General features: G+C 46.7%; 23 protein-coding genes. 14 read left to right on the forward strand and 9 right to left on the reverse strand.

Going from position 1 to position 22,433, the window contains the following annotated elements; genetic code table 11:
- Positions 1 to 140: 140 nt before the first annotated feature.
- The 6 genes from mntR (at position 141) to IQ294_RS11525 (ending at position 5,090) form a co-directional block, all read left to right on the forward strand.
- Entirely contained in the window at positions 141 to 563 is a 423-nt protein-coding gene (gene mntR, locus IQ294_RS11500) for a transcriptional regulator MntR (RefSeq protein WP_203334175.1), read from the forward strand.
- 20 nt (positions 564 to 583) lie between these two features.
- Positions 584 to 1,447, forward strand: coding sequence for a CvfB family protein (locus tag IQ294_RS11505; RefSeq protein WP_203334176.1), 864 nt, complete (start codon positions 584 to 586; stop codon positions 1,445 to 1,447).
- A gap of 53 nt (positions 1,448 to 1,500) precedes the next feature.
- Positions 1,501 to 2,385, forward strand: coding sequence for a DUF1002 domain-containing protein (locus tag IQ294_RS11510; protein WP_203334177.1), 885 nt, complete (start codon positions 1,501 to 1,503; stop codon positions 2,383 to 2,385).
- Between the two features lie 395 nt (positions 2,386 to 2,780).
- A complete protein-coding gene (locus IQ294_RS11515; protein ID WP_203334178.1) occupies positions 2,781 to 3,752 on the forward strand; it encodes a ring-cleaving dioxygenase in 972 nt (323 codons plus the stop codon).
- A gap of 16 nt (positions 3,753 to 3,768) precedes the next feature.
- Positions 3,769 to 4,050, forward strand: a complete 282-nt coding sequence (locus IQ294_RS11520; protein ID WP_203334179.1) for a GNAT family N-acetyltransferase — start codon at positions 3,769 to 3,771, stop codon at positions 4,048 to 4,050.
- A 395-nt stretch (positions 4,051 to 4,445) separates the two neighbouring features.
- Entirely contained in the window at positions 4,446 to 5,090 is a 645-nt protein-coding gene (locus IQ294_RS11525) for a DUF4064 domain-containing protein (RefSeq protein ID WP_203334180.1), read from the forward strand.
- Positions 5,091 to 5,110: 20 nt separating this feature from the next.
- On the opposite strand, the gene IQ294_RS11530 is transcribed toward IQ294_RS11525, so the two are convergent.
- Positions 5,111 to 5,602 (reverse strand): GNAT family N-acetyltransferase, encoded by a 492-nt coding sequence (locus IQ294_RS11530; protein ID WP_203334181.1) that lies wholly within the window; start codon positions 5,600 to 5,602, stop codon positions 5,111 to 5,113.
- Positions 5,603 to 5,696: 94 nt separating this feature from the next.
- Between IQ294_RS11530 and IQ294_RS11535 the strand changes: the two genes are divergently transcribed.
- Both IQ294_RS11535 and IQ294_RS11540 read left to right on the forward strand, forming a co-directional pair.
- Positions 5,697 to 6,143: a GNAT family N-acetyltransferase gene (locus IQ294_RS11535; protein WP_203334182.1), complete on the forward strand. Its 447-nt coding sequence runs from the start codon at positions 5,697 to 5,699 to the stop codon at positions 6,141 to 6,143.
- A gap of 86 nt (positions 6,144 to 6,229) precedes the next feature.
- Positions 6,230 to 6,622 (forward strand): hypothetical protein, encoded by a 393-nt coding sequence (locus IQ294_RS11540; RefSeq protein WP_203334183.1) that lies wholly within the window; start codon positions 6,230 to 6,232, stop codon positions 6,620 to 6,622.
- Between the two features lie 31 nt (positions 6,623 to 6,653).
- On the opposite strand, the gene IQ294_RS11545 is transcribed toward IQ294_RS11540, so the two are convergent.
- Positions 6,654 to 7,781 (reverse strand): MFS transporter, encoded by a 1,128-nt coding sequence (locus IQ294_RS11545; protein WP_203334184.1) that lies wholly within the window; start codon positions 7,779 to 7,781, stop codon positions 6,654 to 6,656.
- Between the two features lie 262 nt (positions 7,782 to 8,043).
- Between IQ294_RS11545 and IQ294_RS11550 the strand changes: the two genes are divergently transcribed.
- From IQ294_RS11550 to IQ294_RS11565, 4 genes are all read left to right on the forward strand, one after another.
- Positions 8,044 to 8,949 carry a diacylglycerol/lipid kinase family protein gene (locus IQ294_RS11550; protein WP_203334185.1) on the forward strand — a complete coding sequence of 302 codons (906 nt, stop codon included), beginning with the start codon at positions 8,044 to 8,046 and terminating at the stop codon, positions 8,947 to 8,949.
- Positions 8,950 to 9,232: 283 nt separating this feature from the next.
- Positions 9,233 to 10,018: a helix-turn-helix domain-containing protein gene (locus tag IQ294_RS11555; RefSeq protein ID WP_203334186.1), complete on the forward strand. Its 786-nt coding sequence runs from the start codon at positions 9,233 to 9,235 to the stop codon at positions 10,016 to 10,018.
- A gap of 203 nt (positions 10,019 to 10,221) precedes the next feature.
- Positions 10,222 to 11,007, forward strand: coding sequence for a membrane protein insertase YidC (yidC, locus tag IQ294_RS11560; protein ID WP_203334187.1), 786 nt, complete (start codon positions 10,222 to 10,224; stop codon positions 11,005 to 11,007).
- A 42-nt stretch (positions 11,008 to 11,049) separates the two neighbouring features.
- On the forward strand, positions 11,050 to 11,304 hold the full coding sequence (locus tag IQ294_RS11565) for a hypothetical protein (protein ID WP_349291353.1): 255 nt from the start codon (positions 11,050 to 11,052) through the stop codon (positions 11,302 to 11,304).
- Between the two features lie 685 nt (positions 11,305 to 11,989).
- Here IQ294_RS11565 and IQ294_RS11570 read toward each other — a convergent pair.
- Positions 11,990 to 13,141: a 3-phenylpropionate MFS transporter gene (locus tag IQ294_RS11570; protein ID WP_203334189.1), complete on the reverse strand. Its 1,152-nt coding sequence runs from the start codon at positions 13,139 to 13,141 to the stop codon at positions 11,990 to 11,992.
- A 119-nt stretch (positions 13,142 to 13,260) separates the two neighbouring features.
- Between IQ294_RS11570 and IQ294_RS11575 the strand changes: the two genes are divergently transcribed.
- A complete protein-coding gene (locus IQ294_RS11575) occupies positions 13,261 to 14,145 on the forward strand; it encodes a M15 family metallopeptidase (RefSeq protein WP_203334190.1) in 885 nt (294 codons plus the stop codon).
- A gap of 57 nt (positions 14,146 to 14,202) precedes the next feature.
- On the opposite strand, the gene cls is transcribed toward IQ294_RS11575, so the two are convergent.
- From cls to IQ294_RS11600, 5 genes are all read right to left on the reverse strand, one after another.
- Positions 14,203 to 15,657: a cardiolipin synthase gene (gene cls, locus IQ294_RS11580; protein WP_203334191.1), complete on the reverse strand. Its 1,455-nt coding sequence runs from the start codon at positions 15,655 to 15,657 to the stop codon at positions 14,203 to 14,205.
- Positions 15,658 to 15,798: 141 nt separating this feature from the next.
- Positions 15,799 to 16,629, reverse strand: coding sequence for a squalene/phytoene synthase family protein (locus tag IQ294_RS11585; protein WP_203334192.1), 831 nt, complete (start codon positions 16,627 to 16,629; stop codon positions 15,799 to 15,801).
- 199 nt (positions 16,630 to 16,828) lie between these two features.
- Complete coding sequence (locus IQ294_RS11590; RefSeq protein ID WP_203334193.1) at positions 16,829 to 17,548, reverse strand: HAD-IIB family hydrolase; 720 nt, start codon at positions 17,546 to 17,548, stop codon at positions 16,829 to 16,831.
- A complete protein-coding gene (locus IQ294_RS11595; protein WP_203334194.1) occupies positions 17,493 to 18,755 on the reverse strand; it encodes a glycosyltransferase in 1,263 nt (420 codons plus the stop codon). Before IQ294_RS11595 ends, IQ294_RS11590 begins: the two co-directional genes overlap by 56 nt.
- A gap of 221 nt (positions 18,756 to 18,976) precedes the next feature.
- Positions 18,977 to 19,819 (reverse strand): MBL fold metallo-hydrolase, encoded by an 843-nt coding sequence (locus IQ294_RS11600; protein WP_203334195.1) that lies wholly within the window; start codon positions 19,817 to 19,819, stop codon positions 18,977 to 18,979.
- Positions 19,820 to 19,972: 153 nt separating this feature from the next.
- Between IQ294_RS11600 and IQ294_RS11605 the strand changes: the two genes are divergently transcribed.
- Positions 19,973 to 21,091: an NAD(P)/FAD-dependent oxidoreductase gene (locus IQ294_RS11605; RefSeq protein WP_203334196.1), complete on the forward strand. Its 1,119-nt coding sequence runs from the start codon at positions 19,973 to 19,975 to the stop codon at positions 21,089 to 21,091.
- Between the two features lie 33 nt (positions 21,092 to 21,124).
- Here IQ294_RS11605 and IQ294_RS11610 read toward each other — a convergent pair whose 3' ends face one another.
- Positions 21,125 to 22,345 (reverse strand): helix-turn-helix domain-containing protein, encoded by a 1,221-nt coding sequence (locus IQ294_RS11610; RefSeq protein ID WP_203334197.1) that lies wholly within the window; start codon positions 22,343 to 22,345, stop codon positions 21,125 to 21,127.
- Between the last annotated feature and the right edge of the window lie 88 nt (positions 22,346 to 22,433).

The following is a 22,433-nucleotide window of genomic DNA, read 5'->3' on the forward strand; positions in this document are numbered from 1 at the left end:
TTGATAGTAATAAGTACCCTCGAAAAATACCATCTAAACCTTGGGGCGGAATTTCAGGCGGATTCAGGCGGGGAAGCTCAGTTGTTCGCCGGCGGAGGGTATAGTAAACTGAGGATAGCTACGTTAGGGAGGAACGAAATTTGCCTACTCCAAGTATGGAAGACCATATCGAAATCATCTATTCTTTGATCGAACAAAAAGGCTACGCCCGCGTTTCGGATATTGCGGAAGCGTTGTCTGTATTACCGTCATCGGTCACGAAGATGGTACAGAAACTGGACAAGGACGGCTACCTGATTTATGAGCGATACAGGGGGCTGGTGCTGACACCGCAAGGCCAGAAGCTAGGGAAGCGCCTTGTGAAACGGCATGACCTGCTGGAGCAGTTCCTGCGCCTGATCGGTGTTGAGGAAGAGCGTATTTATGATGATGTAGAAGGAATTGAACATCATTTAAGCTGGAATTCCATCAACCGCATCGCGGACCTTGTTCAGGCACTTGAAGAAAATCCGGATTTTATCAGCAAGCTGGAAAAACTGAAGAATGAAGAAAAGAACAGTTAAACGAAACAGGAGGTTCAATTATGGCATTACACCCAGGTGAAAAATTGACATTACAAATTAAAGACCGTTCAGGTTCCCAGTGGATCTTATCCGACGGATCAGGTGACGAAGTCCTGATGAACGAATCGGAAATCGAGGAAGGACGCGAAATCGGGGAAGAAATTGAAGTATTCCTTTACCGTAACCGTCAAGGCGGTGTTTCTGCCACGCCAATGATCCCGCATATTCTGCCAAGCATCTACGGCTGGGCAAAAGTATTGAAAATTTCAAAACGTGAAGGTGCTGTCGTGGATATCGGCACGACGCGTGAAGTTTATGTATTGCCTGCAGACTTGCCGCAATTTGAGGAATTATGGCCGAAACAAGGAGACCATATCTTCATGACACTGCGCACAGACCGTTATGGTGACTTGTACGGGCGGCTCGCGACAGAAGAAAAAGTCAATGAATTATACGTGGATGCGCCAACAGCCGTCTATAACCAGGATTTGAAAGCGCGGGCTTACCGTCTGCTGCCGGTAGGCACATTCATGCTTTCTGTGCCTGAAATGTACAGAATCTTCGTCCACGAAACAGAGCGTGAAGAAGAACCTCGCCTCGGCGAAGAAAAAACAGTGCGCATCATCGGCGTCAAAGACGATGGTACATTGAACGGCTCTCTATTGCCGCGCAAACAGGAACGCCTGTCGGATGACGCGGAAACGATCATGCGTTATTTAACGGAATCCGGCGGCCAGATGCCTTTCAGCGATAAATCTTCACCGGATGAGATACAGGAAATGTTCGGCATGAGCAAAGCTGCATTCAAACGGGCTTTAGGAAGATTATATAAAGATCGCCGAATTGTGCAGGAAGATGGCTGGACAAAACTCCAGCAGAAGTAATGCAACCTTTCTGGAATTGATTCGTATTATTTCTATGAAAGGGGTTTACAAAGATGAAAAAACTAATCGCAACGATTGCAATGATTTTAACTATATCCATGATCCTGCCTTCCATGGCCATGGCGAATGTCGGTATCAATGAAAAATTCGGCGTGCCGATCGTCGTGTACGGAGGAAATCTGTCAGAAGCTGAAAAAGCGAGCGTTTCTGAAGATCTGAGTGTCGAAGACGAAGCGGAAGTGGAAGAAATCGAAGTGACAGGCGAAGACCTCGTGGCTTATATCAAAGACGGCGATGCACGTGCGCGCATGTTCTCATCCGCAAAAATCACCCGTCAGGATGAAGGCAAGGGTCTTGTCATCCAAATCGTAACTCCGGATAACATCACGCAAGTAACTGCCGAAATGTATGCCAATGCCATGCTGACGGCAGGGATCGAAAATGCCACAGTTGAAGTTGCGGCACCCAAACCGGTCACTGGCCATTCTGCATTGGTGGGAATCTATAAAGCTTATGAAGTGAACGGCGAACAACTGGATCCGGAACGTACAGACGTAGCGAACGATGAACTGGAAGTTGCAACGGAGCTTGCTGAAAACGTGGATGAAGCAAAAGTCAGCGAATTGCTGACAGAGATCAAAAAGCAGATTGCTGAAACAAATCCAGCTTCCCGTGAAGACGTCGAAAAAATTGTTGAAGAACAATTATCGAAGCTGCAGATCGAGTTGAGCCCGGAAGACCGTAAATTATTGACGGATCTGATGGACCGCATCCGCCAGCTGGATATCGATTTCTCCAAATGGTCGACGCAGCTTGAAGATTTAAGCAAAACGATTGAAGATAAACTTGGTTCGATCGTCAACAATGAAGGCTTTTGGAACAGCGTGAAAGAATTCTTCAGAAACCTGGCGGACACAGTTCGATCTTGGTTTAACTGATAAAAACGGACAGCCCACCCAGGCTGTCCGTTTTTTGTTATGACCTATATAACCGATAATCCGCAAAACAGCTTGCCTTCCAAAACCCGTGCTCCTGTCTCTGTCCCTGCATCGCTGAGCTAACTCAGACCTTTCGTGCGGGTGAGTGCTCAACGCTACGCTGAAACTGTGAGGAGTCATGGGTGCTTCACGTTCTCATTAGAAGTGAACCCCAGCGAAGCGTCATATCGATTATTCATCTATATTTATTCTCTTTCCACTCCAGCTGCAGTGAAATGATTGAAGAAGATAGAAAAAATTGGTTTATCCCAAGCCATATTCTTGCGACGAATACCAGTGCGTGTTATTATTTGTTTAATATCTCGAATTCGAGACAATTGAAAGGGGCAGGTATCATGAAACTGGAAGGGATTCACCATGTGTCGGCAATTACAGCCAATGCAGATAAAAACCATGACTTTTTTACACGCATCCTCGGCATGCGCCTTGTGAAGAAAAGCGTGAATCAGGATTCGACCTCATCCTATCATTTATTTTACGCGGATGCTGTTGGAACACCGGGAACGGATATGACGTATTTTGATATCCCGATGGCGGGGCGCACATATCCAGGTGTTTCAAGCATCAGTAAGACAGCTTTTCGGGTAAGGAATGAAGAAGCGCTGGAGTATTGGCTGAAGCGCTTTAAGGAATTTGAAGTGCCTCACGGTGAAATACAGGACAGGTTCAACCGTAAAACATTGGATTTCCAGGATTTTGAAGGCTCCCGCCTGATGCTTACGGTAGACGACGGAACAGGCATTGAATTTGGTATTCCGTGGACAAAATCAGGTATACCGGAAGAGTATGCAATTCTTGGATTAGGCAATGTACAGCTGACGGTGAGAAAGAGAGACCGCACAGCAGCGGTGTTGACGGAGATCATGGGCTTTGAACTGATTGGCAGCTACCCGTCGGACACAGCCGGCATGGAAGAAATTTTTGTCTATTCGACAGGAAAAGGCGGACCGGCTGGCGAAGTACATGTAGAGGAACGTCCGGATCTTCCACCTGAAAGACCCGGCCGCGGCAGCGTCCATCACGTGGCGTTCCGGGTTAAAACCTACGAAGAATACAGCAAGTGGAATAATTACCTGCGTGAAAACGGCTTTATGACTTCCGGGGAAGTGGACCGCTACTATTTCAAAGCGATCTATTTCCGGGAGCCGAACGGTATCCTGTTTGAATTATCGACAGATGAACCCGGCTTTGCGACAGATGAACCGCTTGAAAGTTTAGGGGAGACATTGGCTTTGCCACCATTTTTAGAGCCTAAGCGGGATGCGATTGAAGCATCACTGCGCCCGTTGAATATTAATAAGCAGTAATCGAGGAGGATGGAAGATGGAATTTAAATTGATCGAACTTGGGCAGGAAGAATTTGCATTCCGCAATGAAGACGGCGGAACCGTCAACGGAGAAATTACGTGGACTCAGATGGCTGATCTTATGGTCGTGGAACACACATATGTAAAGGAAGAGATGCGCAATCAGGGCCTTGCGAAAAAACTGGTCGACCGTGCAGCAGCATATGCACGTGAAAATGACTATAAAATAGAACCGGTTTGTTCGTATGTAGCGGCTGTTTTTGAACGCTCGGATGAGTATGAAGACTTAAAGGCGTAATCAGGGAGATTGACTGAATGCGCTTATTATAGAAGAACAACACAAAAAAGCAATCTGCCGATTATGGTCTGGATTGCTTTTTCTACGTTTCGCGTATGTAATTTTTCATAATTGCCTCCAATTTCTTATAGGAATGTCATTAAGAAAACGATACCAGTTAAAATTGAAGCTCCACCTAGACCGACCATGAAATCTGATTGAGTAAAAACTAAGTTTTTTTCCATTTTTTAGAACTCCTTTCAATTGTTTGCATTTTTGTTTCTTACTAAATAAATACCCGGCTCCGAGGCAATTAAACATGTTTTGCGCAATTTTATTTAGGGAATCCTATTTACAGGCAATGTATTAATAGCTGCTTTTATAGTGACTACTACTAATAATAAGGAGGGAATTCAGTGAATAATGGAATGATCAGCAGGACAGGTGAAAGAGTTTTAGGTATTATCGGTATCGTATTTAATGTGCTCAGCATTATTTTATTGGCATGGCTGATTACATCCATCAGCAGCTTGGAAGGGACAGCGGAGTTCGAGCAATTCCAGCAGGAGATCATGAATGACCCTGCATTTGAAGGAAATCCGGAAGAAGCTCAAATGGTGGTGGACTTCATAACGGGCAGTGTCAGTGTATTCGGATGGATCCTTGTCGCAATGCTTGTATTGAGCACGATTTTTGCGATTGTGGCCATCCTTAACTTGAAGAAAACCCGAAGTGCGAATCTGGCAGGCGTATTCTTCATCCTGGCAGGTTTGCTGGCATTCGTCCTATCGCCGACATCGATCCTTTTCTATGTCGCAGCGATCATGTGCTTCGTGCGCAAGCCGCAGTTGCGTGAAGATGAACTGTACAGAAATGAAGATCCGGTCTACCGCGAGGATCATGCAGGCAGAACAGACGATCCTGTTCGCCGCGAAGAAACGGTCGGCAGAAGAACCGAGCCTGTCGAGCGCAGGGACGAAACACGAAGATCAAGGACAGATGATATGCTTCGCAAAGAAGATGCGCGTTCCGACGACGACACGCCTCGCCGTCCTTTATAGGGAAATGAAAAAGCACCTGCTCACAGAGCGGGTGCTTTCAAATTATAAACATATTTGGCTGTCTGCAGCGGGTGGCCTTCAAATAATTCCTCGAACTCTTCCACCAACTCGAAACCGTTCGCTTCATAGAAGCGGCGGCCTTTCATATTTTCACATTCAACATAGACGAATAGATTCGAACCATCGAGCAGATACGTCAATCCGCTGTGGAGCAGTTTCTTGCCGTAGCCGTTGCGCTGATGTTCCGGTTTCATGTAGAGGGCGATGAGTTCGGCATCGCCGTCATCATCGAGTTTTGTGAAATTGGCAAATCCGACAGCCTCTCCCTCATGTTCAGCCAATAAAAGAATCGTCTTTTTTAAACGCATTTCCATCATCGGAACAGAATAGGATTTATCTAAGAAACTTTGCTGTATATTCGAAGGGATAATATTTTGATAAGTGTCATTCCAGCTGGTATGGGCAATTTCCTGGACAGCGGTTATATCTTGGGAAGTACCTGTGCGAATCATGCAATCACCTCAGAAATTCTTTTCGTCATCATATCAAAATTCTGCATGAATAGCCACTGTTGTGGAATAATAGAGACAAAAGGAGTGAGTGCTTTTGACTTGGGAACTGCATAAATTTGATGAACTGACAGCAGCGGAACTTTACGAACGATTGAAGCTGCGTGTCGATGTCTTTGTGGTGGAACAAAATTGCCCTTATCCGGAACTTGATGGTCTGGATCAGGAATCTGCCCACTTATCCTATACCAAGGACGGAAAAGTTCTTGCTTACGCAAGGCTCGTTCCGGGCGGCCTGAAATACGATATCCCTTCCATCGGACGGGTGATTGTCAGACAGGAAGCGAGAGGCAGGGGATTGGCGAAAGAACTGATGCACAAATGCATTGATTTCATCTTTGCCGAATGGCAGCCGGAAGCGATTCAATTACAGGGGCAGGTCTATTTGAAGGATTTTTATCAATCGTTCGGATTCGAGCCGATTTCAGCCGAATATGATGAAGACGGCATTCCCCATCTTGATATGAAACTGGAGAAAATCTGAGCTTTCGATGCACTGTCCAAAAAGATTAAATTCATTGAATAAGGGTATATTATATAGAAGACATTATTTGGCGGAGGAGTGGTTGAATGGCTAAAGGAAAAGGCAAGGGACTGTTGCTGGCAGGCCTTGCGGTAGGTGCCTACGCATATTTCAAAAATCCGGAAAATCGTGAAAAAGCGACATTGGCTTTCAATAATGCGAAAGAGAAGGTGAACAGTTATATGGAATCACAAAACTTGGATGACGTTAAAAAGACACCACATGACGGCTCAGATCCGAAAGAACCGCGTGAAAACAAGATGGTATCGGAAGGTTCAATGACTTCCGTGCAATATTACAATGAAGAAGAACAGCAAAATGAAAAAGAACAGCAAAACGAAGACGATAAAAAATTGTCCTCCAACGACAGCAGCAAGGAAAAATCGGAAAACACCGATTCGGTCTCTCCGGAACCACGCATAGGCACAGAGAATATTTAAAAGGGTGGTCCTCGGACCACCCTTTACTTCTTCATTTTTTTAATGTCGCCAGATTAATGGCTGCCGCGCTCAGAAGCAATACGCCGCTGGTGACGAAACCCTGGTCGGCAGTCAGCGCCAAAGCACCGGTGAAGGAAGAGCCTGCCACAACGCCGATCGAGAAGAAAGCGTAAAAATAACCGTAGGCCCTGCCGCGGGAGCGTTCTGTAGTGGCATCGATCAACAGCGAGTTGATGGATGGGAATAATAAGGCAAAGCCGATGCCGTAGCAGATCATGCTCACATACAGCAGCGGGGCGGCTGAAACGGCGCTCAATAAAAAGAGTGAGCTGCCCATGACGGAAAAGCCTGCGATTAAGGTATAGACAGGTTTCACCCGATCAAAAAGGCGGTTGACCGGCAACAGGAAAATCAGAATGGCGGTGATGCCGAAAACACTCAGCAGCAATCCGCTCATTTCCGAAGGCAATTCGAGCAAATCGACTTTCAGCGGCAGCATATAAGCAAGGACGCCCTGGGAAAACATCAGGAAAAAAGCGCCCATGAATGCCCGCAATAATCCAGGATTTCGCCGGATCATCATGAAGGAGAGGGGTCCAGCAGGCAGTTTTTTTCCGCTTTTCACATTTCGGTTCAACAGGAAAAAAGAAAAAACCCCAAGGATCAGCAGCATCACTCCTGTAATCGCCATGGTCTCCGGAACACCCGAACGGCTTGCAGATATCGCTCCATATGCAGGTCCGATGATTGCAGCCAAGCCCACAAATGCTCCTGAAACTGCCGCCCCTTTTCCGCGGCGGTTCTGTTCTGTGCGGTTGGCCAGATAGGTGAATGCGGCAGGAATGATCAATCCCGCGGCTAACCCATGGAGGAAACGGACGATCAGAAGGCTGTATGGATCTTCAGCGAATGAATAAGTGAAAAGAAACAACGCTGTCAACACCAGTCCGGTGACCAGAATGGCGAACGGCCCTTTCCTGTCGGAAAAAACACCGGATAGGATATTGCCGAATGTATTCGACAGCGAATACATCCCGACCGCGAGCCCCGCCAAAAATGGAGTGGCCTGCAGCTCGACTGCAAATGGGCTGATGATCGGCAATTGGGCAAATAAATCGAAGAACGAGAAAAAGATGATGAGATAAATAAAGATATGCACTGCGCATCCCCATTCCCTGGAAATAATAAAAAGTTTATGGATTAAGAGTTCCTGATTAAAGGGTATTATAGAAATAATGAAGTTTGACTAAATAAGTCGCTTCGGCGCTTTGGACAGAGCAAAGATTATGCTCCTGCGCACAGCTCGTCGCAATGGTATTAGCCGTGGAAGGCACGGCTAATACCTTCGGAGCTGTTTTGCGGAATAGCTATTTTTAAAAATATTATTCACCTACTACATTATATCATTTGGAGGTTAGAAGATGAAAAAGGCCATGTTCATCCTGAATCCCTCGGCAGGAAAAGAAAAAGCTGCTGATTACAAGGGAAATGTAGAAGAAACACTTAAAGAAATGGGTTATACTGTCGATACTAGAGAGACAGAGAAACAAATGGACGCCACTCGCTTTGCGAAAGAAGCCTGTGAGGAGAAATACGACTTCGTCGTTGCCATGGGAGGGGACGGAACGATAAACGAAGCTGTATCAGGTCTGGCCGAACAGCCGCATCAGCCTTTGTTTTCTTTGATCCCATTGGGGACGGTCAATGATTTCGCCCGTGCACTTGGAATTTCCCTGGATCCTGAAGAAGCGATTGCCGCATTGAAAAAAGGGACTGAGAAAAAGGTCGATATCGCCAAAGTGGGCGATTATTATTTCATGAACATTTTGGCCATCGGGGATGTGGCGGAATCCACATCAGCAGTATCCCCTGAACAGAAAACACGTCTGGGTGCACTCGCCTATTTCATAGAAGGGATCAAAGCGATCACTTCGGATCAGGAAACGCATTTCGAAATTGAGCATGACCACGGTGTCTGGGAAGGGGATGCGAAACTGGTTCTCGTCGCTTTAACAAATTCCGTAGGCGGTTTTGAAAAATTGGCGCCTGAGGCATTGACGGATGACGGGCTGCTGCATCTGTTTATCGTGGAACACGCGAAACTCGCTGGTTTTGTCAGAATGGCGGGAGCTTTGTGGAGAGGGAAACTGGAAGAGGACCCTGCGGTGGAAGCAATCCATACAACAAAAGTGGTCATAAAAACAAAAGAACCGCTGGTCTGTAATATAGACGGAGACGAAGGCTGTGCGACGCCGTTTAAAATCGAAGTGCTGCCGCGTCATATCAGAGCGCTTATCCCGCCGGAAAAAGAAGAACTCCAGGAGTAAAAGTGGCTTGCATATTAAGTGGTAAAGAAGTATTGCATTGCAGAAATATTAAAACTTCATTACTTTTAAAGAAAATTAGTGATTTTTTACACTAATTGCGGTATATTTAGTATACATTTAGGGAAGATATTTCCTAATGAATTTATCATTGGGAAATAGGTAATGGACCATAATGCTTAAAGAAGGTTAAATTCTGCAAGCAAAACTGTGTTCTTATTTATTGTTTCAGTATATAGTTGGTAAAGTGAGTGCAAAAACTTGTGAAAAGAAAGACGGGGAAAAGATGAATATTATTGCTGTGCCTACAATTCAAGAAACGATTTCCAAAATTTTCATGGCTGAAAGTGAGAACCTCAACCAATATGATGGTTTGGAAAAGTTTTACGAAACCGAAACCCAATTAATTTATGAAATCCATCATTTGGAAAAAGACAAAGCGAAAGAAACCCTTCGTGCTTTGATCGATATGATTTCCTTGCACGCAGGGAAAGACACAATTCGGGCAATCCGAAACTATTACATAGTTCTTTCTTCCGTGATGGCACGGAAGCTATTTGAAATGCGCGTGCCGCCGAAAAAAGCATTTGCATTTAATAACGCATGCATCGAACTTGTGGACAATCGTATGAGCGATTCCGAGTTCCTGTATGTAGCAGACGAATTGATCGAGTTTTTCATTTCCGTCATATCAGAACGCAAACAGCCTTCATTTGGCCACCAGACGGTCAATAAAGTTGTCATGTTCATCAATGATGAAGTGGAACGCGATCTGTCAGTGGAAGATGTGGCGAAACATTTCCATATCTCAACCAGCCACTTGTCGCGGATTTTCCGTGAACACGCAGGCATTACGCTGGTGGAATACTTGAATGTGCGCCGTGTTGAAGAATCTCAACATTATCTTCGCCATTCAGATAAAGGGATTTCAGAAATCTCGAAGCAATTCCATTTCTGTAATCAAAGCTACTTCACACGCATCTTCAAGAAATATACGACGGTGACGCCGAAACAATTCCGCGACAGCCAGCATATTCCTTATTTCAGATATACATTGCCGAACGCTAAGTAGGGAGAAGAAATTCTCCCTTTTTTTTATGGAGATTTTAGGATGTCTTACGCTTGTCGGAGCTGAACGGCCGTTTCTGCTTTTCCTGTGCCACATTCCTGTCAAATCCTTTACGGAATCTTTCTGCATTTATTTTCAGCGGTTTGAAATGTGACCTGCGTATGCGGTATACTTCTTTATAGTTTAAAAAGGTGAAGGTGACTAATTTGAAAAAGAAATTGATATTGATGTCGATGCTGGCAACAGCTGTGCTATTCCTGAGCGGCTGTGCGGCTGTACAGAACAAGGAAGGTTTCTTCTACACCATTTTTGTTGCACCCTTCGACTTTTCCCTTGATTATTTAGGTAATCTTTTCGGCGGCAGCTACGGACTTGCCATTGTGGCGATCACGGTCATAATCCGTCTGGTCTTGATGCCGTTCATGCTGCGTACATATAAGCGCCAGCAGGGGATGAAAGTCAAAATGGATGCAATGCGCCCTGAAATGGAAGATATCCAGAAACGTCTGAAAGAAACAAAAGACAAAGAAGAACAGATGAAACTTCAGCAGGAAATGATGGGACTTTACAAAAAACATGAAGTCAATCCCTTGAATATGGGCTGTTTGCCGGTCATCATCCAAATGCCGATCGTCATGGGTCTGTATTTTGCGATCCTGTATTCACCGGAAGTGCGGACGCACGAATTCCTATGGTTCAACTTAGGGGAACCGGATATCGCGATGACACTGATAGCGGGTGCTGTGTATTTCTTCCAGGCAAAAATCTCACTTTGGACGATGCCTGAACAGCAGCAGAAGCAGATGAAGCTATTCATCTACATCTCGCCGATCATGATCATGTTCATCTCCTTTACTTCGATGGCGGCACTGCCGGTTTATTGGGCAGTCGGAGGGATCCTCCTGATCATCCAAACATTCATCGGACGTAAATTCTATTCGAATCATCCGGAAAAAGCTCTGGAAGCGGTAGAAGCAGAAGAGAAAAAATAATGGAAGTCTGCCGGCAGCGTATGCCGGCTTTCTTTTTGAGGAGTGGGAAAGTTGAATTCAAAAATGATGCAGGGAATTGCAATCGCCGTGTTGAGTATAGCGGCAGTAGTCTTTCTGTTTATGGGGTATATGGATATCGCGGTTCTTTTCATGACGGTCCTGTTCGTCTTGACGAATATGTTCAGGTATCGCCAGATGAAAGCGCAGGGTATGGATCGTGAAGCGAAATGGATGAGGGGGATGGCTGTCATCTTCGGCATCCTGTTCTTCGTGGTACTGGGAACGATTATAATCTAATCAAATCAAAAACAGCGGAGCTCATATAAAAAGGGCTGCGCTGTTTTTATATAAAATGAATTAAAGAAACGACATTTATATTTCGCTTTGGCGCTATGGACCGGGTTCCCACAATAAGCCGAGAAGAACACTCGTCTTATTGCTCCACCCAGTCCTGTGCCGCGCCTTCGCTTAGGTCCACTTCTAGAGTTGGAGTGAAGCAGCAAAGACTTCCTTCAGTTTCAGCGCAGCGTTGTGCACCCACTCGGACGAGGGTCCGAGTTCGCTTATGGAAACCACTTCAGCTCGAGAAGAATTTCTAAGATATGGAGCAAAACAGCGAAGCCTCCTGCGACGAAGCTAGCGCAGCGATCCAACGCCCCACCATGTCTCGAAGCTAGCGTTAGCGATGCAGAGCCAGGAGCACGGGTTTATGGAAAGCGAAGCTGTTTTGTGGAATATCGATTACTATCAAACCTTTATTTCAACTCATCTATTATATTTTCCTGAAGTCTTCTTAAGCAGAAGCCGAGGTATTGTTTGATTGACGTTCATCCTGTTCGCATTCTTCAAGCAATACATCCAGCTGGTCGAGCAAGCTGATAAGATCGCTCTGTGAAATTTGTTTCATCTTTTGTCCATCTCCTTGTAGCGTATTACCCAGTTATTCGTCAGGCAGCAGCTCTTTTCGGGGGTGGGACAAAATTTAATAAGAAAATTTCTTTCTTGTCAGCAACACGAGAATAATTGCCGGGAACGAGAAAGCGATCATCCCAAGGAATGACAGGCCAGGCGATATTTCGTAAAGGAAACCACCGATGAATGTCAGCAATGCGACACTCAGGCTCATGGCAATTGCGGCATACATCCCCTGTGCAGCGGGTATATGCAGTGGATCGAGCTTTTTGAAAATGTAACGGATAAAAGCATAATGGGCGATACCGAATGAAAGGGCGTGCAGCGCCTGTGAAAAGATGAAGACCCACACCGATGGAAACAGGAAAATCAGGACCCAGCGCAGTGTCGAGCCGATGCCCGCCAGGATGAACATGGATGAAACGCTCCATTTATCAAACCATGTATCGGCTTTCGCAAAAATGACGATTTCAAAAATGATGGCGACATTCAGGATGAGGCCGATGTAGAAAGCACCTACGCCGATATCCTGCAAATAGATGAAGCCATAGTTGTAATAAGCGGCGTGTGCGCCCTGCAACAGGATGGACACCAGCAGCACAGTCAGGAACGCCTTTGATCGGAGCAGTTCTTTGACAGCCCCTTTGCTTGCTTTATTTTTCGGCTCAGGTTTTACCGACAGCGGGGCGGGTGAAACAGTCGACAGGGTAATGGCCATGAACAGCAGCCCAGCTATCATTACCCAGAGAATCGCCGCTTCCAGCCAAATGGAAGTTGCGATGCCGACAATCAGCACAGCGACCATGTAGCCGACTGAGCCGAATGACCGGCTTTTCCCGTAATGGATGCGGTCCGTCTGCATCAATACGGTCGCACCGCTTTCCATAGCCGGTAAAATGTTCGGATACGTCAAACTGAAGATAAATGTGATGGCAAATAAGGATACATAAGAATTTGCCGGTATGTACAGCGCCATGCTGACGAGTGAAGCAAAAGCGAGAATCTGCATGAGGCGTCCGAGTGAGAACAGCCTGGTCAGCATCGGAAAAAACAGGAGCGTCGACAGGGAACGTGCAATCATGCCGGCGCCCATGATGATGCTGGCTGCTGAGACGCTGAGCCCTTTATCGTTTGTCAGCCAGCCCGTCCAATATGGAAGAAATATGCCCCAGGTGAAGAAGAAGGCGAAAAAGTTGAGTGACAGCCATTTTTGATTGTTCATATCGTTACCTCTAATCATTCAAAGTCCTTTCCAGTATATCCAATGTTCATGGTTTTAGGGGGAATTTAACGCATAAAAGTGTTAGAATGAGATAGAACTTGAGAGAAAGAAGGAGAACTATGCAGTCCCGTTATGCACTTAATAATAACAACAAGAAAAAGTCTTATATAAAATGGATTCTGATCATCGGAGCCTTGCTGATAGCGGGAGCCGCCGCTTTCTGGCTGTACCTTCACGATTGGGATGCAGAGCGGAGCTGGGATGCGCTCACTGAAGAGATCAACCAGCTGGCCTCACCTGAACCTGCGGGGGAAGGGGAAAAGCAGATCGAAGAAGTGCAAGAGGAATCGGTCGTAATTCCTGAAGAAAAAGAAGATGTTGTAACAGACAACCTGCCGGTGATACCGGAGGCGGATGATGAGGAACTGGAAGAGGCGGTCAAAGATGCGACCGTTTATCCGGATTCCATCGAGTTACCGGAAGAACCGACTTTTATCAATGGCATCCTGATTGCCAATAAACAGAATCCGCTGCCATCCGACTACGCACCGGGAGTCGATCCGGAAGCGAAAAGCTCGTTTGATGCGATGCGGGAGGAAGCGTTGAAATCGGATATCGATCTGATTGCATTCAGCACATTCCGTGACTTCAACCGCCAACAGGAATTATACGAAGGCTACGTGGAAAAAGATGGCGTGGAAAAAGCGGATCGCTACAGTGCCCGCCCCGGATTTTCAGAACATCAGACCGGCCTGGCGTTCGATATCGGTGAAACGGGTGAGGAACAGCACTGGGCCGCTGCCAGTTTCGGCGAAACGGAAGGCGGAAAATGGCTGGCTGAAAATGCCCACCGTTTCGGATTTATCCTGCGATATCCGGAAGGCAAGGAACAGCTGACAGGATATATGCATGAATCCTGGCATTTCCGCTATGTCGGAAAAGGTGCGGCAACGGAGATTTATGAAGCTGATATCACGCTGGAAGAATACTTGGAAGTGGATTGAAAACAATAAGGCGCCCCGGAGAAAACAATGCTTTCTCCGGGGCGCCTTATTGTTATTTTACAGGATGGGTGACAAGAGCCGCGCGATGGATTCTTTCGTTTTGATCATCCGCGTTCTTTCGTAGTAGGTCTGCATAGTGAGTTCGGTGGATAATTCCATGTCCTGATAGAATAAATCGGCGAGTTCAGTTGAAACTTTCTCATCATAGATAAAGGCGTTCACTTCGAAATTCAGTTTAAAACTGCGGACATCGATATTGGCAGTTCCGACAGTCGAAGCTTTATCATCCACGACGATCATTTTCGTATGCAGGAATCCGTTATCGTAGATGAACACCCGGGCACCTGCACGCAGCAATTGGCCGGCGTAGGAATAAGTTGCCCAGTAGACGAATGGATGATCGGGTTTATTCGGTATCATGACACGCACATCGATACCCGATAAGGCGGCCACACGGATTGCGTCGTAGAAACTTGCATCCGGTATGAAATAAGGCGTTTGAATATAGACATATTCTTCAGCCATATTGATCAGCTTCATGTAACCGTCTTTGATCTGCTCCCATTCTTCATCAGGTCCGCTGGAAACAATCTGCATGGAGGTCTCCCCTTTTTCAACGGTTGCCGGAAAGTAGATTTCGTCATATTCGATGTCCTGGCGGGTGGATGCCTGATTCCAGTCACGGATAAACCGGGTTTGCAGCGGGTGCAGGGCACCGCCTTCTATGCGAAGATGGGTATCGCGCCAATAACCGAATTTACGGCTGAGGCCGATGTACTCGTCGCCGACATTGAAGCCGCCGATATAACCGATGCACCCGTCGATGACAACGATTTTCCTGTGGTTGCGGTAATTCAGCCGGGGATTGATGAGCGGCAGGATGGAAGGGAAGAAAGATTCCACTTCGCCGCCGTAACTGATCAATTCCTTGAAATGCCTCTTGCGGAGCGTCCGGGATCCCATATCATCATATAAAAGCCGGACCTTGACGCCTTCCTTCGCTTTATCGATCAAAGCATTGAGCAGGCGCGTGCCCAATTGATCAAGCCTGAAGATATAATATTGGATATGTATATGATGTTTCGCTTTTTCAATATCTTCCAGCAGGGCTTCGAATTTTTCCCGGCCGTCATTGAAGATTTCGACTCCGTTATTTTGTGTCAGTACAGCTCCGTTATTGCGGAGGTGGAGATAGATGAGATCTTTGTATTCCTTTGAATTTTCATGTCTGTAATAGAACGTATCATCATGCAATTCATTCATCTGATGCGCAATCAGGTTCTCGATTCCGACCCGGGTGCGGCCTTCCCATTTGAACAAAGTTTTTTTACGGAGTCTCCTGCCCAGCAGGAGGTAAATGAAGAATCCGGCAATCGGAATGAAAAACAGCACAAGCAGCCATGCCCAGGTTGAAGAAGCATCCCGGCGTTCCAGGAATACCAGAGCGGCTGCAAGAAAAATATTCAGTATGAAGATGGCGACAGATAATACGCTGACAATCGTGACGGTCATTTTATTTCCCCTTTGCGCAATGATTTCTTATCTTTACAGTATAACCCAGTCTGTTGGATTATTTTAGAAAAAATTGACTTGACCATACCATACCCTTTCAAGTGAACAAAAGTCCGCTTCAAAAGAAACGGACTAGAGAATTCATTGAATTTGTTCCTGCTCCTTCAATTGTTCGACAATGCCTTCCACTTCCACCCGGCTCATTTTCTCTTTACCGGATTTCAGGGCTTTCAACGTACTGTGCGCCAGTGCGAGCGGCACTTTACAGAACATCAGAATTCGCTTGTTCTTGATGGACTTGACGTAGAGATCGGCTTGCGCCAGGTTTTCATTGGCATAATTGAACATGTCTTCGCGTGTCCAGCCTTCAGGTACGAAACTGACGCCGCGTTCGCGGTCTTCATCCAGATTCCGCAGCATATTGACTGCTTGGAGTCCGCGGCCGAAGCCGATTGCCAACTGATGGTCGGTTTCCGTTCCGTCATGCCATTTCCATAAGTCGGATAGCATGACACCCACCAGGCCCGCCACGTAATACGTATAATCATCGAGGTCTTCACGGGTGTGTATGACAAAGCCGCGGTCAACCCATTTGGCCATTCCTTCAGCCATCTCGGCAGTTGACTCCAAAACTTTTGCTGTTATTTCAGGTGGACAAATACTGATCCAGTCAGCTAGGCGCAGGCTGACTTCCGGCAGGATATGCTCATACGGTTTGAGCATCGCTTCATAGGAATCCCGGTCGAAAGGCAGCTTCAGCATTTTGCTTGTTTCCCTGAGCAAGCGGCTTTTGATCTGGCTGTCCAGTTCAGGATGATCTTCAAGTTCGTCGATTGCGCGCATGCAAAGATAAGCGGAACCGACAGTCTTTTTCAGTGTGGGTTCCAAAAAACTGATGGGAATGAAAAAGGTGCGGCTCGTTTCTTTCAACATGAGCATGGACTCTTTTTGCAGATTCGCAACTTTACTCATCTCAAATTCCTCCTTTTAAAATGGCTGTTCATCCTGCATTATATGTATGATTTTATAGTTTCAAGCATTCCGGAGAATGAGATTCCTTCTATATAAATATAAACCATATATGAGAAAAAACAAATAATAACGCGGTTTTGTCATAAACACGGCACATTGAAAAAACCCTTTCCAAAAAGAAATAATTGGAAAGGGATGATCAATTGGGATGAAAATGGCTCCAGGCTTCCTGGATCCCGCCTGCGCAAACTTTGCTTGCCCGGAAAATCATTGGATGTTCTTCGCTTTCCAGCAATTCAGGCATTGCGTTTCCTACTATGACAGAAGGCAATCCCAGCGTCAGCATCTCAAGATCGTTTCCTGAATCGCCGGCCACGAGGATTTTGGATTCGCGTGCATCGAATTTATCAAGGATATACTCGAGTGCCGCACCTTTTCCGCTTTTTGCAGGAAGGATGTCGAGGTCCCTGCCGCCGCTGTATATCAGCTTATGGGGAATATCTGCTGCCAGAAGCTGCCGTTCAAACGCTTCAACCGTTTTGAGGTCTTCAACGTAATAGGAACAGCGATTGGTCACAGGGAGCTGCTGTTTCTGCAAGGCTTGAAAAGAGGCTGCAATCCGGTCTATTTCCTCCGGATGCCAGTGCTGCTGCATCCGTTCTTCCCATTCTCCGTCTTTTATGAACTCAGGTCCCGCATGAATTTCTGTACCCACGTCCGTTATGAGTATTTCCGGTACAGGAAGTTTTTCTTCTTTGATCAGCGACAATGCCGACTGGAAATGCCGCCCGGTGATGTAGACCAGGGAAACTGTATATTCCTGGTTCTTGTAGAACCCAAGAAGCTCATCCAAGCCTGGCCGGTCACCGACCAATGTTCCATCCAAATCGGTTGCCAATAGATGTGTTGCGTTTTTCACTGCTTACCACCTCATACATTTTCATTACTCTTTCGGAAATCGATGGCCAGTGGAAATCTTTTTTCGCCACTTCCACTGCCTGACGGCTGAGTTTCTGGGATAGAAGGTGATTGATTGAAAGAACCTCCATCGCCACCGCCAGATCCACTGCATTTTTTGTTTCTACAAGAAGTCCGGTTACTCCGTCCTGTACGACGTTTTTGAGTCCGCCGACATTGGAGGCGATGACAGGGCTTCCGCAGGCTTGGGCTTCCGCAGCGACCATGCCGAACGATTCGTAGAAACTCGGCACGATTGTAGCTGTAGCCGAATTGAACAGAAGCGCCAATTCTTCCTGCGATTTTGGCCCTACAAATTCCACCTGATCTTCAATGCCACGCAAAGCTTTCAGGATTTTATGGTTTTTCGGAAGTTTCGTCACCGGGTTGATGGCGTCCGGTTCGCCGCCGGCCATGACAAGGCGCGGGCGGAAATTTTCCGTTGTTTTATCGGCCAATAATTTAAATGCATTAAGCAAGGTGAAGATACCTTTCGTTTCTTCGAGCCTTCCGGCAAATACGAAAAGGGGGCTTGAGTAGCCAAGTCGTTTGCGAATATGGGTACGGCTGCCGCGCACTTTGAACGCTTCGTCGACGCCAATGGGGATTACTCGGATGGGAGAAGGAGAAGCAACATGATTCTTGATCAATTGTTTTTCACTGTTAGTCGTAGCAAGCACCTGATCGGCTGTTTCCAGAATCGCCATTTCAGCTTGGGTACGCACGTCATCCTTGATGCCTGTAGCTTCCATTTTCGCCCAGCCGAGAGAGTGGGAAGTATGGATGAACGGAAGATTGAAATCCTTCTTCAACCGCATTCCGATTAACCCCGACAACCAGTAATGGGTATGGACAATGTCATAAGTATCGAGCGGCAATGTCTCTTTCATTTCCTTATAAAAATCGGATAGCATCGAATACATTTCATTTTTCGATACGAATCCTTTATATCCGGCTTCAATCCGGATGACACGGCAGGCATTGCCGAATTCTTCTATACGAGGGGCTGAAGCTTCGCACCAATGCGTTACGACATCGACCTGTAATCCTTTGTCTTCCAGTGCAAGTGCCAATTGTTTAACATAATTATTCTGGCCTCCGGCTTGCTTACCGCCCAACTTTGCCAATGGATCTCCATGATCCGAAACAAACAGCACTTTCTTAATCATCGAGCTCATCTCCGTTTCTGTATGCATAAATCATTATTTAAGTAGTGTATTAAAAATTTGAGACTCCGTTATTTGTTTACCCTGAATTACGGGAAATAAAACCTTTAAACTGAAAATTTATATATTTTTAATAACTTTGGGAGCGGCAAAAAAACGCCAGCAGCTGCTGGCGTCAGGTTCCATCAAAATAATTGACGGATTTACTAAAAAAATTCGATTGCTTAATTGTCCACAAATTTTCCGTGTGAAGGGACAGCCTTCTCCGGGAAATTCTTCACCAGGTCTACAAGACCTTCGGCAAGAGCTGCTCCGTGGATCGGTTTGCCGTGTCCCGTGACGGCAATGGATGGCTGAAGGTCTGCCAGTTTGACAACGGATTCCCAAGCGGCGCGCCAGTCCGTGGTCAGGTAGACAGGAGGGCCGCAAACTTCTTTTTTCTGCGTTAGCACTTTATAGAGGGAGTCCTGTTTGACTGTCACGAAAGCATCACCGGCAATCAGCAATTTCCCTTTATCACGGAACAGGGAGATATGGCCTGCTGAATGCCCTGGCGTATGAATCCAGCGCCAGCCCGGCATCCCCGGCACAGTGCCGTCTGCCGGAAGTTCATTCAGGTGTTTTGAAATATCGATTGATTCCACCGGGAATGCTTTCGAAATTTTGGCGACGAGGCCGCCCTCGACAGATGAATCCGGTTGGGGGTAATCAGTGATTCCTTTCAGATAGGTGAATTCCAATGGGTGTGCATAAACCGGCACTGGATATTTCTCGAGAATATCGACGATGCTGCCGACATGATCAAAATGCCCGTGAGTTAAAATGATCGCTTTCAGATTTGCTTCAGGACCGAAACGGTTTTCCGCTTCCTGCAGAATCTTGTCGGCGGAACGCGGCATGCCGGCATCGACCAGGATATAATCATTGCTGATATCCGGATTTCCGATGAAAAATAAGTTGACGATCTGATTAGTATAGCAGTAGACATCCGGCGCCACTTCCACTCCGGAGCCGCTTTTAACGGAAGTCATCGGCAGGATGGCTTCCGTGCTTTTGCTTTTTTCCATAATGGGTTCCTCCTGTTCTCGTATCGTTTCTATTTCTTGCTTTACCCCCAATTGCAGAAATTGAATCAGGCGGACACAGTTTCTGGTGAAGTTGAGTCTCTCGCCGCGGTGCTTTAGAATGAAAGACAGATAAAGCAGGGAAAAGGTGAAAATATGAAGTCATTGATCATCATCGGTGGAGGGATTCTGGGTGCTTCGACTGCATACGAAGCAGCGAAGGCGGGGGCGAAAGTGACGCTGATCGACCGGGCGGATTCAGGCCAGGCGACGGGAGCAGCTGCCGGCATCGTCTGCCCGTGGATTTCCCAGCGGAGGAATAAAGCCTGGTATCATCTGGCGAAAAACGGTGCCAAGTATTATCCGCGTTTGATAGAACAGCTGGAAGCGCTTGGCGAAACGGAAACAGGCTATAAGAAAGTCGGCATCGTCAGCATCCATGAAGACAGCAAATTGGATAAGATGGAAGCGAAAGCGCGCGAGCGGAGAGAAGAGGCTCCGGAGATGGGGACGATTGAAAGGCTTGATGCGGAACAGACCCAAGCTCTGTTTCCGCATGCCGGCTCCGAATACGGCTCCCTCTATGTCAGTGGCGCCGCCCGCATCGACGGACGGGCAGTCCGGGATGCGCTGGTCAGTGCCGCCCGTAAACTGGGAGCGGAAATGATCGACGGGGATGCCGGATTTATTAGGGAAGACGGCCGAGTGATCGGTGCAGCAGTGGATCGGCAGAATTTTTATGCCGACAGCATGATATCGGCCGGCGGGGCTTGGGCGCCTGAATTGTTCAGGCCCCTTGGCCTCCGGATGGACGTTGTGCCGCAGAAAGCGCAGATTCTTGAATTGCAGCTTGGGGAAGGCGGAACTGGGGATTGGCCTGTCGCCATGGTGCCTTATGGCCAATATATCGTTCCGTTTGCGGACGGGCGAATCATTGCCGGGGCAACCCATGAAAATGACGCAGGATTTGATGCGAAGCTGACAGCGGGAGGCATCCATCATATTCTTGATAAGGTGCTGGATGTGGTTCCGGGGTTAGCGGGAGCTGAACTGAAGGGCGCAAGCACGGGATTCCGCCCGACCACATTGAGCGCGCTGCCGTTCATCGGCCGGGTTCCAGGGCACGACAATCTTTTTGCAGCGAACGCACTCGGCTCATCCGGCCTGACTGCTGGCCCTTATTTTGGTGCGCAGCTTGCGAAACTGGCATTAGGCGAGGCGCTCGATATCGATTTGGGCGATTATTCAATAGAAGATGTTTTTCAGGAAATTTAATGCCCAACAATAAAACCCGCCATTTGGCGGGTTTTATTGTTGGCTGATTTGATTGTATACGTCCATGATGAACTTTTTATAAGGGAGGTCGGGCATCGGAGCAGCATTGTTTCTGGCGATTTCTGCGTGCTTCAGCGCCAGTTTGTGTCTGCCCTGCTCTTCGTAGATTAAAGCAAGGTAAGCATCTCTTTCATAGTTCATCAGCAAGTCATAAGGGTGATGGATAAATTCCCAGAGTCTATGCTTTTCAAGCCAAATCAGCGCTTCTTCCATTCTGCCAAGGCCGTACAGGGCTTTGCCTTTTTCGATGAAGAACTGGGAAGTCTCTTCTTCGTTGTATTTCTCGATATTTTTATCCACTATTTCCAGCGCTCGCTCAAAATCACGTTTGAAAGAGTTCAAATAATGGGCTTCCAGCAGATCCAGCACAATATCGATTTTTGAATCATCGGTAAACTCTGCGAAAATCCGCAGTTTATTGACATAATAATCTTTTCTTTCTTCATCTTCCTTGAGGATCGCGTGGAAGGCGGAAACTCTGTACAAGGCATCCATTTTGTAGAAAATCTGATTTTCTTTCGAATACTGGATGGCATCTCCTATGATTTTCAATGCATCCTCATCTTTTCCGATTGCGAAATGCAGGATGGCTTCGGAGAAATCGAAATCCAGTTTTTTAAGGGCATCCAGAACGACGCCGCGTTCTTCAAACATTTCCCGCGACTGCTTCAGCATGTCCAGGGATTCCGCGTATCGATGATCATTGAATTGGAGCATGGCACGGAAGAGCTGGATGTCGGCACTGTTGTTCATCAAGTGGAGGCCTTCGTACATTTCTTCGGCCTCGGCGAGATAAGCTTCCCAGCCGTCTTCTTTCATATAATAGAGACAGCGGCTGTAGATTTCGAGAAGCCGTGCTGATTCATACCGGTAAGGCAGTTTTTCGATATACGGCCGGATCAGTCCGATGATCTTTATGAAGCCGGCTGTCATATCATCCATAATCTTTAAATACAGATTTTCAACTTCTTGCAGCACCTCCCGCAATTCGGAAGGCGATACTTCTTCCAGTAATTCATTTTTATTGATCTCCAGACGCTCTGCTATATAAGCCAGGCTCTCCATGGAAGGGTTTGCTTTGCCGTTTTCTATGAGGCTGAGCATGCCTTTGGAGAGTTCGGCGCCAGCAAGCGCCTGCAATGTCAGGCCTTTTTCTTTGCGCAATTTCCGGATGCGCTCACCCAATGAAGCCATTTTCTCACCTCTTTAAAATATAGTTTAATTATATTAAACTTTTTCTTGCATTACCAGTAAAGGCGTGATATATTTTGTTTAATTAAAT

Source organism: Planococcus beigongshangi, from assembly GCF_016820495.1.
GTDB lineage: Bacteria > Bacillota > Bacilli > Bacillales_A > Planococcaceae > Planococcus > Planococcus beigongshangi.

What these genes read in the sequence shown, in the direction of transcription:
- IQ294_RS11510 (WP_203334177.1), top strand. Translation starts at nt 1,501, where the DNA reads ATGAAAAAACTAATCGCAACGATTGCAATGATTTTAACTATATCCATG.
- IQ294_RS11550 (WP_203334185.1), top strand. Translation starts at nt 8,044, where the DNA reads ATGAAAAAGGCCATGTTCATCCTGAATCCCTCGGCAGGAAAAGAAAAA.
- IQ294_RS11515 (WP_203334178.1), top strand. Translation starts at nt 2,781, where the DNA reads ATGAAACTGGAAGGGATTCACCATGTGTCGGCAATTACAGCCAATGCA.
- IQ294_RS11600 (WP_203334195.1), bottom strand. Translation starts at nt 19,819, where the DNA reads ATGGAAAAAAGCAAAAGCACGGAAGCCATCCTGCCGATGACTTCCGTT.
- cls (WP_203334191.1), bottom strand. Translation starts at nt 15,657, where the DNA reads ATGACCGTCACGATTGTCAGCGTATTATCTGTCGCCATCTTCATACTG.
- IQ294_RS11540 (WP_203334183.1), top strand. Translation starts at nt 6,230, where the DNA reads ATGGCTAAAGGAAAAGGCAAGGGACTGTTGCTGGCAGGCCTTGCGGTA.
- IQ294_RS11520 (WP_203334179.1), top strand. Translation starts at nt 3,769, where the DNA reads ATGGAATTTAAATTGATCGAACTTGGGCAGGAAGAATTTGCATTCCGC.
- IQ294_RS11530 (WP_203334181.1), bottom strand. Translation starts at nt 5,602, where the DNA reads ATGATTCGCACAGGTACTTCCCAAGATATAACCGCTGTCCAGGAAATT.
- IQ294_RS11575 (WP_203334190.1), top strand. Translation starts at nt 13,261, where the DNA reads ATGCAGTCCCGTTATGCACTTAATAATAACAACAAGAAAAAGTCTTAT.
- IQ294_RS11595 (WP_203334194.1), bottom strand. Translation starts at nt 18,755, where the DNA reads ATGATTAAGAAAGTGCTGTTTGTTTCGGATCATGGAGATCCATTGGCA.
- IQ294_RS11505 (WP_203334176.1), top strand. Translation starts at nt 584, where the DNA reads ATGGCATTACACCCAGGTGAAAAATTGACATTACAAATTAAAGACCGT.
- IQ294_RS11585 (WP_203334192.1), bottom strand. Translation starts at nt 16,629, where the DNA reads ATGAGTAAAGTTGCGAATCTGCAAAAAGAGTCCATGCTCATGTTGAAA.
- IQ294_RS11555 (WP_203334186.1), top strand. Translation starts at nt 9,233, where the DNA reads ATGAATATTATTGCTGTGCCTACAATTCAAGAAACGATTTCCAAAATT.
- IQ294_RS11570 (WP_203334189.1), bottom strand. Translation starts at nt 13,141, where the DNA reads ATGAACAATCAAAAATGGCTGTCACTCAACTTTTTCGCCTTCTTCTTC.
- IQ294_RS11610 (WP_203334197.1), bottom strand. Translation starts at nt 22,345, where the DNA reads ATGGCTTCATTGGGTGAGCGCATCCGGAAATTGCGCAAAGAAAAAGGC.
- IQ294_RS11605 (WP_203334196.1), top strand. Translation starts at nt 19,973, where the DNA reads ATGAAGTCATTGATCATCATCGGTGGAGGGATTCTGGGTGCTTCGACT.